The organism is Rhizobium sp. WYCCWR 11152 (assembly GCF_013087615.1).
In the GTDB taxonomy this organism is placed as follows: domain Bacteria; phylum Pseudomonadota; class Alphaproteobacteria; order Rhizobiales; family Rhizobiaceae; genus Rhizobium; species Rhizobium indicum.
This window is the reverse complement of the sequence record NZ_JABFCP010000005.1, coordinates 120801-128456: the sequence shown is the minus strand read 5'-3', so window position 1 is coordinate 128456 and position 7656 is coordinate 120801. Positions and strand designations below refer to the sequence as shown.

Here is a 7656-nt window from a genome sequence, read left to right as displayed (position 1 = left end):
CTTTAGTGATCGGAGGGCTTCAGAGAGATCAAATCCCAAGATCGATATCCGTCGGGATGCGGCCCTTGCGGCCCACCAGACGCGCGCCAAAGTCGTCTTCGAGAGCCAGCCGTGAAAGGGCCAATTCCAGCAGCTCGGTGTCGGAGGTAACATGGGCCCGCTTCTTGGCTGCCTCGATCAACTCCGACGGCACTCGCCCCGACAAGCGGGTATTCTTCGCCGTGCCAAGGAGACCGACGGCCTTCGCTTGCTCGAGTACGAGCTTATTGCGGGCCAACGCGATTTTCGCTTCGCGTTCCGCAGCAGTTCGTGGTTGGGTACCCATAAGATTCTCCTGTGTTGAACAGAATATAGATTGCGTTGAACGGGAGGGCAAGGTTCCATAGCGGTGGGCAGGTTGCGATCCGGGCGTTCGCGGCAAACCACCATGGGAATGACGACGGGGACATTGATGGATTCTCTAGGGCCGTCGGCTGGGCAGCGCAGATCCTCAGAATGAAGGGCTCGACCGAAAACACAGCCATGGGTACTGAGCGCCGGTGACGAGCAAGGAGTAAAGATGCCGGAGCAGGAACCCCCTGTCCCGACTATCGGCGTGCCTATTGCATGGTTTGCTTGCCGGCTCGATGAAGACCGCCATATAACGCGCGATGACGTATGATTCGAAGATTTTCGTCGGCCTGAGGCCAACGAGCAAAAAATCAGCTCCGCTCCGCGAGCCTTACCAGTCGAAATGCCAGTGGGACGGCTGCGAAAGCGGCGGCGCCAATCGCGCGCCCGTTGGGCGAGATGCGGAGGGTTTGTACCTGTTGTTCTGCCCGCAACATGCGAGGGAATACAACAAGGGATATAATTTCGCGAGCAATCTGTCTGATCCGGTGACCGCCCGCTATCAGAGGGAAGCAGCAAACGGCAGCCGTAAGACGTGGGGGACCCGCCTTGATCAGGCGACAGAGATGCCGCTTCCTTCGACCGTTCGCTCCGGTACGGCAAAAGCCCTTAACGCACGCAAGATTGCTGCACGACATCAAGCTACGAAAGCTGATCTCCAGCGGCGTAAGCTCAAGGTATTGGAAGCAAAAGCCTTCGAAACGCTCGGTCTTTCGCAGGACGCGACGCCTGAGGAAATTAGACGACGCTACAAACTGATGCTCAAGATGCACCATCCGGACGCTAACCGAGGAGATCGAAACTCCGAAGATGAACTCCGGGCGGCAATCGACGCCCATAAGATCCTCAAGTTGAACGGGTTCTGCTAGATCTGAGACACGCTCTCTGCTGTCTATGATGAGGGTGAGCTGGAGGTTTTTGACAGATCGATGCAATTCAACTCGGCAGCTGCCGTGCCGACGCTGCCGATCCCGCTGCTCGCCAAAATCCCGGTCATCGGCGAAGCGCTGTTCAACAGCCCCGTCATCACCTATCTCGCCATCATCCTGGTCGGGGTGATGGTCGATATCTACCGTTCCACCCATCTCGGATCGGCATTGCAGGCGGCCGGCGACAAGCCGGCGGCGCTGGATGCCGCCGGTGTCGACGTGGTGCGGACCCGCTCGGTCGCCGTGCTGTGCACGGCCTGTTCGCCGGCCTCGGCGGCGCTTTCATCGCCATTGTCGGCGCCGGCATCTTCGTGCCGTTCAAGACCCATGGTAACGGTTTCATCGGCATCGTGCTGGCCATGCTGGCCCCGAGCGACCGGTCTGGGTTCTGTTCGGTGCGCTGCTGTTCGGCGCCTGCCTGTCGATGACCACGGCCCTGCAGGTGGCGGGTGTCGACATCCCCACCAACATCATCCAGATGACCCCGTTTGCCATGGTCATGCTGGTGCTGATCGTCGCCGGCCGCCGAGCCAATCTGCCGCTGGCGCTCGGCGCAAGCTACGTTCGCGGAGAGCGATGAGTCTCCCCGGCACTGTGCCGCTAGAAGTGATGGCCGCGCGCGGCCATGGGTGATCTCAGCGGTTTCGGCAAAGGCACTGCGATATCGGCACGGTCTTTTGTGGGTTTCGTCGCAACGCAGCTCATACTATTCCAGCCGGGCGAACGCGCAGACTTGTGATGGGGATGGCGCTGCAACCCGGCCTGGATCAGTTGTTCAGGCGCTGAAGCCTGAACAACGCCGTCGGTATAGGCCCGCCAGGCATATTTTGAGGCGGCGGGTGACGATCACGCGGAACGGCGCCGGAACCACATCCAGCCGCTCAGGCACATCCTCGCCGATGCAATGCAAGCATCCGCCGCGAGCGCAGATCAGGCTTCCGGGCTCGCCCGGCTTGATCTAGCCGCACCCATATCATTTTTCGCAGAGCCGTCGTCCGCCGGAATATGGCTGATAGGTGCAGTCGGACGGCCGGAAGGAGCGGTAAGTGCGCGAGCAGGCGGCAATGTTACAGGATTGCGGTGCGCCTTGGCCATCGGTTGCTGCTTCTGTCGATCGCACCCCATTCAGCGTTGGTTCGGCCGTCGCCTGGCGGATGAAGTCACGCCAAATATGGGCTGGCAGGGCGCCGCCCGTCACCCCCTTCATCGGCGCGTCATCGTCATTGCCAACCCAGACACCGACGACGAGCGATTCCGTGAAACCGACGAACCAGGCATCACGATTGTTCTGGCTGGTACCCGTCTTGCCGGCTGCAAACGTGCCCGGGTCTGCTCCACGCCCCGTACCGCGCTCGACCACCAACTGCAGGAGCCCGAGGAGATCGGACTGGTAGGGAGAAAGATCGACACTTGGCTTTGATTGTGAGCCAACCCGAAACGTCTTCGTCTGCCCTGCCGCTTGAAAGTCGGCGATGCCCCAGGGTTTAACAGGTGCCCTGCCGAGTTGAACGGACGCATAGGCGCTGGTGAGGTTAAGCAGATTTACTTCGGATGTCCCGAGCGCCAAAGACGGCGTATTGGCAAGTGGCGCATCGATGCCGAGTTCGCGCGCTGCGGCGATCACATTGTCTAGGCCAACTTCTTCGGCTAGCGCCACTGAAGCGGCATTGAGCGATCGCGCGAACGCCTCGGCAAGCGTTACCCAACCACTATAGTTGCCACTGGAATTTTCTGGCGACCAACCGTCGACGTCAATTGGCGCATCCAGAACCCGGTCAGACAAAGTGAGCCCGGCCTTCAATGCTGCGTAATAGACGAACAGCTTAAATGTTGACCCCGGCTGGCGCATCGCAGTGACGGCGCGGTTGAACTGGCTTGCCTTGTAGTCGCGCCCGCCAACCATGGCCACGACCGCGCCGTCCGGCGTCATCGCAACCAAAGCGGCCTGCGATGCTCCGACTGTCTTTCCTTCACCGTCCAGGGCTCTTTTCACGACTCTTTCGGCGATCTGCTGCAACTGCGGTACCAGCGTGGTGCGCACCGTCGTCGAACCTGGCGAGGAGCCGGCGATTTCGCTCGCTTGCGGCGAAATCCAGTCGGCAAACCAACTTCCCGAGCGCGGCGTCGGCGTCGTTGGATGTAGCTTGGCAAAGCTCCCCTTGGCCTCCGCAGCCTCCGGCGCGGTGATCTTGTCGTTCGTCGCCATTGCGTCGAGAACGACCATGGTGCGCTGCCGGGCGCCTTCGAAATTGTCGATGGGATTCCATTGGCTCGGTGCCCGCAGCAACCCCGCCAGCATAGCGGACTCCGGCAGGTTAAGGTCGCCGATATCCTTGTTGAAATAAATCCGCGCGGCGGCAGGCATGCCGGTAGCGCCCGCACCAAGATAGACACTATTGAGATAGCGCGTCAGGATTTCCCGCTTGCCGAGCTTCCACTCCAGCCAGACGGCAATGACCACCTCCTGTATCTTTCGTTTTATTGTTCGATCGCTGTCGAGGTACTGCAGCTTGATGAGTTGCTGGGTGATCGTGCTGCCACCCTCCACCACCGAACCAGCCTCCAAGTTCCGGAGAAGCGCCCTCCCTATCCCTCTGAGATCGACGCCGAAATGATCCATGAACCGCCTGTCCTCAATCGAAAGTACGGCATCGATTAGATGGGGCTGGAACTGGTCGTATCGCGCATATGACTCTTGATAAGGCCCTTGCCTTACCAGCGGCGCGCCGTCAGCGGTTTCCAGCACCACGATAGGCTTTAACGTTCCCTCACGGATCTCGCCCCAGGGCACGTCTTTTAGCGCCCACACCAGAATGCTTCCTACGAGGAGGCAGACAAGAAAGGCCGATCCCATAGCGAATTTCCACCAGCCCGCCAGAAGCGACCGTCGAAGGCGACTTTCACGAGGCTCGACAAGCCGATTGCGAATACCACGTCCGGCTTTGGCGAGAGCAGTGGTCAGCCATTTGGTTGGAGCTGATGTGGCTCCCAACCGCATCGACCTCCTTAGCTTCGTTCTCAAAAACAAAGCCATCGTCTTGGTCTTCGCCAACGCAGAACTTGCCTGTAAATCTTGGCGCAGCGCATGCAACAGATTGCTCGCGGCCTGCCGAGTTTGGCCGAAGGATCCGTGGGCCTGCGGGTTGTCGGCTTGGGTGGTCCCCGTGGAATCCGTCGCGGCGATTTGGCTTGCCAAATCTGTTTTCTGGACGCGACCCGAGCTCGAGTCGCTGACGCTTTCACCTGAGGCTTCGGGAGGACTAGGCATGGGTTACCGCTAAAATGCAAACGCAGCATGACCTTTATAGCCGGGCGATGCGGTGTGTTCCACCGCAAAAGGTGCCCAAGGCAGAAGTCCTTGAGCGGATGTAAGATGGCGTGGAGATCGACTCGAAAAACGTCACCGCCGTTCAGGTCGGCGACAACAAGGACGAGCGACTGCAGCAGTGCACCGTCTGATTGCCATCTAGGATGCCGGCGGCGCAAGACGCCGCCGGGACATGCCTGTTAAACCTGGATGATGTAGACGATCGTTAGCGCATCGGGATCGACGATGACGATCCGGCCATCAGCAAGGATGAAGAAGCGGTAGCCTTCATACTGCGGAACGATCTTCACGATGCGTGGCGGCAGCGGTTCGAGACGAACCTTCTTCGGGATCGTCGTTCCGACGGAGACCGTGAAATTCACTTCCTTCACCGGCGCAACATGGACCTCCTTCACCACTGTGCGAATTTCGGTCTGCTGCTCGACGGAAATGTTGACGTTGGTCTTGGTGTTGGACGTCTGATTGTTCGTCGTGGTGTTGTTGTTGACGCTGGTTTGGGAAGAGCTTTTGTTCGTCGTCGAAGAGTTCTGATCGGTCGACTGTTTCGACGCATCGCCGCTTTGCGTGGTGGCGGCGTTGCCCGAGCCCTCTGCAGGCTTGGCATTTTGCGTGCTGCTCTTCGTGCCTGAGGTGGCCGAGCCGCTTGTATCGGTGCTGCCGGACTTGGCGGCGGGCTTCTGTTCGGTCGTGGTGGCGCCGCCGGCGCCTTGCGATCCGGGCTTGGTTTCCGTCGAAGACTTGCCGGATGCACTTCCCTTTGTCGAAGAATTATCGTTCGAAGGCTGTTCGGCGCTCTTTTTCATGTCCGAACCCTGACCGGGTTTCTGCTGCGATGACTGGCCCTTGCCTTGCGGACAGGCTCCCGAAGCGTCTGGCGTGCAGTCGGTGCCGGTTCCGGTGGCGCTGGAGCCGGCCTTCGAGCCGGCGTCAGTGCCCGTCTGCGAACCGGGTTGGGTCTGGCCGCCGCTCTTGGTGTCCTGCTGGGCCGCCGCGGGCAGTGTTGCAAGCGGCGAGACGCTTAGTGACAGCGCTGCTACCAGCATGGTGAGATGGTTGCTTTTCATGATCAATCTCCGAGGTTTCGGGCACGCGATGCCGCCACGCATTTTCATGCGTCGGATGCGTGCCCTGACTGTTGTAAAGGGCGGATGAAGCCGCCGATGGTCACTGAATGACCTGGATCACCTTCCGGGAGGAAGGTTCGACGATCACACGCTGATCGTTGACGATCGCGTATGCATATTTCGGATCGTCGGGAATTGGTGTGACGACCACGGTCTCCGGCAGGGGCTGCCCGACGACGACCTTCTCCTTCACCACGACGCGCGTAGTCGGGGCGGGAGCCTGCTGAACGTAGGTCACCACCTTCGGCGGCGGCGGATCGATAACGCTACCTGCCACGCCGCCGACGATGCCGCCGACAGCAGCACCGACCGGGCCGCCGACAATCGCACCCGTTGCAGCACCGCCTACTGCTCCTGTTACCGTCGAAGACTGCGCATAGGCAGAAGTCGATGCCAACAGGATGCTTGCGGCGATTCCTACTACTTTGATATTCATCTGTTTTCCTCCTTGGGTGCGGATGGTTCCGCTGGGGAGCCAAACCGAAAGATCGAGGAAGTGTTCCAGACGTCGGACTTCAGGCCGGGGCCGGTCCGACCTTGGTCCTAGCGTAGGATCCGCCTGCCTACTGAGTGGGAAAACGGCTGAGCATCCGGTCCTGGACGTTCTCCCAGCCAACGATCATCGCAGCAAGCGAGATGGCTTTGTCGCGGTCTGCGGCCTTGGTTATAAAGCCTTCGAGCAGGACGACAGGGCCGAGCATCCTGATCTCGATGGCACTGCTGTCGATATCCGGATCGGCGGAAAGGGCTGCTTCGATTGTGGCGATGGTGGATGCCGAACTGTGGCCTTGCGAGCAGCGCTCTTCGTGATTGTAGTTATCGGGGCCGAACTTCATATTCTCCTCCTGTCCCGCCCCTCCACGGACCTTCACATTACCTCGCATAACATATGAGCAGCGTGTCCTGACGTCGCCAGCCGGACTTAAGTCCGGCTTTCCCTCGGCACGATCCGGCTTAGATTCTCCTGATCCTTGTTGAAAGGACGTCAGGGAGGTTCCAGCAACGTTGCCGACTCCAGTCAGAACCTCCCTGATGACGCTTCAATTTATCGACCAGTGTCGAGCGTCCGAGCTCCGCAACGGATGCGGAATGCTTCGCGTACGGTTAGAGGCGATGGATAGGAATGCAGGCGGCCGGTAATAGGGGAGTACGCGAAAGCGAGGACTTCGCTCCTCTGATGCTTGTGACAAGCGGCAAAGGCTAGGCGCCCTGGCGCCATCTGATTGCCGCTTCCGTCCGATTGCTGGCGCCAAGCTTGGACAGTATTTCGGTCATGTGATGCTTGATCGTTTTCTCCTGCAGGTTCAGCCGCCGCCCGATATGCTTGTTGGAAAGTCCTTCGGCTACCAATTCTATCACGTCGGTTTCGCGGGGAGTGAGTGAAGCCGGTCTGTCGAGAAGACTTTGTTCGACCTTGGCGCGCATGGTCGGCGAGATGAACCTCGAGCCTTCAACGACCGTTCGAATGGCCTCAGCAAGTCCGCGTGATCCGCTACCCTTGACGACGTATCCGGCTGCGCCTCGTCGTAGCGCAGCGACAACAGAGTCGATGTCCTCCGAGGCGGTCAGCATCAGGACCTTTGTCTGTGGGCTTCGCGCCAGGATCTCGGAAATCGCATCGATTCCTCCTCCGGGCATTGATACGTCGAGCAGAAGGACGTCAGGCCTTTGGGACACCGCCAGCGTGGCGGCGTCATCGGCACTTGCCCCTTCACCGACAACGACGAAATCCTCGATTTCGGACAGGCTGCGGCTCACCCCTTCTCGGAAGAGAGGGTGGTCGTCCACGATCGCTATCGTGATGACTGTCAAGCTGCACCCTCCATTTCCTCGGTCTGAAGAAAAGCATCCGACACCTGTCGATCGGCTATGCGATAGACATGGC

At 59.7% G+C, this 7656-nt stretch carries 9 protein-coding genes and 1 pseudogene; 2 read left to right on the top strand and 8 right to left on the bottom strand.

Going from position 1 to position 7656, the window contains the following annotated elements; genetic code table 11:
- Nucleotides 1-28: 28 nt before the first annotated feature.
- Nucleotides 29-325, bottom strand: a complete 297-nt coding sequence (locus G9X67_RS05960) for a hypothetical protein (RefSeq protein ID WP_138390816.1) — start codon at nt 323-325, stop codon at nt 29-31.
- 325 nt (nt 326-650) lie between these two features.
- Here G9X67_RS05960 and G9X67_RS05955 point away from each other — a divergent pair, with 325 nt between their 5' ends.
- Nucleotides 651-1259, top strand: a complete 609-nt coding sequence (locus G9X67_RS05955) for a J domain-containing protein (protein ID WP_138390815.1) — start codon at nt 651-653, stop codon at nt 1257-1259.
- A gap of 200 nt (nt 1260-1459) precedes the next feature.
- Here G9X67_RS05955 and G9X67_RS34880 read toward each other — a convergent pair whose 3' ends face one another.
- Nucleotides 1460-1648: a hypothetical protein gene (locus G9X67_RS34880; RefSeq protein ID WP_246413236.1), complete on the bottom strand. Its 189-nt coding sequence runs from the start codon at nt 1646-1648 to the stop codon at nt 1460-1462.
- 95 nt (nt 1649-1743) lie between these two features.
- Here G9X67_RS34880 and G9X67_RS34875 point away from each other — a divergent pair, with 95 nt between their 5' ends.
- Nucleotides 1744-1899 carry a hypothetical protein gene (locus tag G9X67_RS34875; protein ID WP_246413238.1) on the top strand — a complete coding sequence of 52 codons (156 nt, stop codon included), beginning with the start codon at nt 1744-1746 and terminating at the stop codon, nt 1897-1899.
- A gap of 173 nt (nt 1900-2072) precedes the next feature.
- On the opposite strand, the pseudogene G9X67_RS05945 reads toward G9X67_RS34875, so the two are convergent.
- The 6 genes and pseudogenes from G9X67_RS05945 to G9X67_RS05920 all read right to left on the bottom strand — a co-directional run.
- Nucleotides 2073-2235: pseudogene (locus G9X67_RS05945) on the bottom strand (IS66 family transposase zinc-finger binding domain-containing protein); the annotation flags it as partial.
- Between the two features lie 57 nt (nt 2236-2292).
- A complete protein-coding gene (locus tag G9X67_RS05940; protein ID WP_138390814.1) occupies nt 2293-4587 on the bottom strand; it encodes a PBP1A family penicillin-binding protein in 2295 nt (764 codons plus the stop codon).
- A gap of 239 nt (nt 4588-4826) precedes the next feature.
- Nucleotides 4827-5711, bottom strand: coding sequence for a DUF1236 domain-containing protein (locus G9X67_RS05935; protein WP_171598364.1), 885 nt, complete (start codon nt 5709-5711; stop codon nt 4827-4829).
- 100 nt (nt 5712-5811) lie between these two features.
- On the bottom strand, nt 5812-6207 hold the full coding sequence (locus tag G9X67_RS05930) for a DUF1236 domain-containing protein (protein ID WP_138390812.1): 396 nt from the start codon (nt 6205-6207) through the stop codon (nt 5812-5814).
- A gap of 127 nt (nt 6208-6334) precedes the next feature.
- Nucleotides 6335-6607, bottom strand: coding sequence for a BON domain-containing protein (locus G9X67_RS05925; protein ID WP_025393594.1), 273 nt, complete (start codon nt 6605-6607; stop codon nt 6335-6337).
- 364 nt (nt 6608-6971) lie between these two features.
- Entirely contained in the window at nt 6972-7583 is a 612-nt protein-coding gene (locus tag G9X67_RS05920; RefSeq protein WP_171598363.1) for a response regulator transcription factor, read from the bottom strand.
- Between the last annotated feature and the right edge of the window lie 73 nt (nt 7584-7656).

Excerpts from the sequence above, each read along its gene's own strand:
- G9X67_RS05960 (WP_138390816.1), bottom strand. The coding sequence starts at position 325 with ATGGGTACCCAACCACGAACTGCTGCGGAACGCGAAGCGAAAATCGCG.
- G9X67_RS05955 (WP_138390815.1), top strand. The coding sequence starts at position 651 with ATGACGTATGATTCGAAGATTTTCGTCGGCCTGAGGCCAACGAGCAAA.
- G9X67_RS34880 (WP_246413236.1), bottom strand. The coding sequence starts at position 1,648 with ATGGGTCTTGAACGGCACGAAGATGCCGGCGCCGACAATGGCGATGAA.
- G9X67_RS34875 (WP_246413238.1), top strand. The coding sequence starts at position 1,744 with ATGACCACGGCCCTGCAGGTGGCGGGTGTCGACATCCCCACCAACATC.
- G9X67_RS05940 (WP_138390814.1), bottom strand. The coding sequence starts at position 4,587 with ATGCCTAGTCCTCCCGAAGCCTCAGGTGAAAGCGTCAGCGACTCGAGC.
- G9X67_RS05935 (WP_171598364.1), bottom strand. The coding sequence starts at position 5,711 with ATGAAAAGCAACCATCTCACCATGCTGGTAGCAGCGCTGTCACTAAGC.
- G9X67_RS05930 (WP_138390812.1), bottom strand. The coding sequence starts at position 6,207 with ATGAATATCAAAGTAGTAGGAATCGCCGCAAGCATCCTGTTGGCATCG.
- G9X67_RS05925 (WP_025393594.1), bottom strand. The coding sequence starts at position 6,607 with ATGAAGTTCGGCCCCGATAACTACAATCACGAAGAGCGCTGCTCGCAA.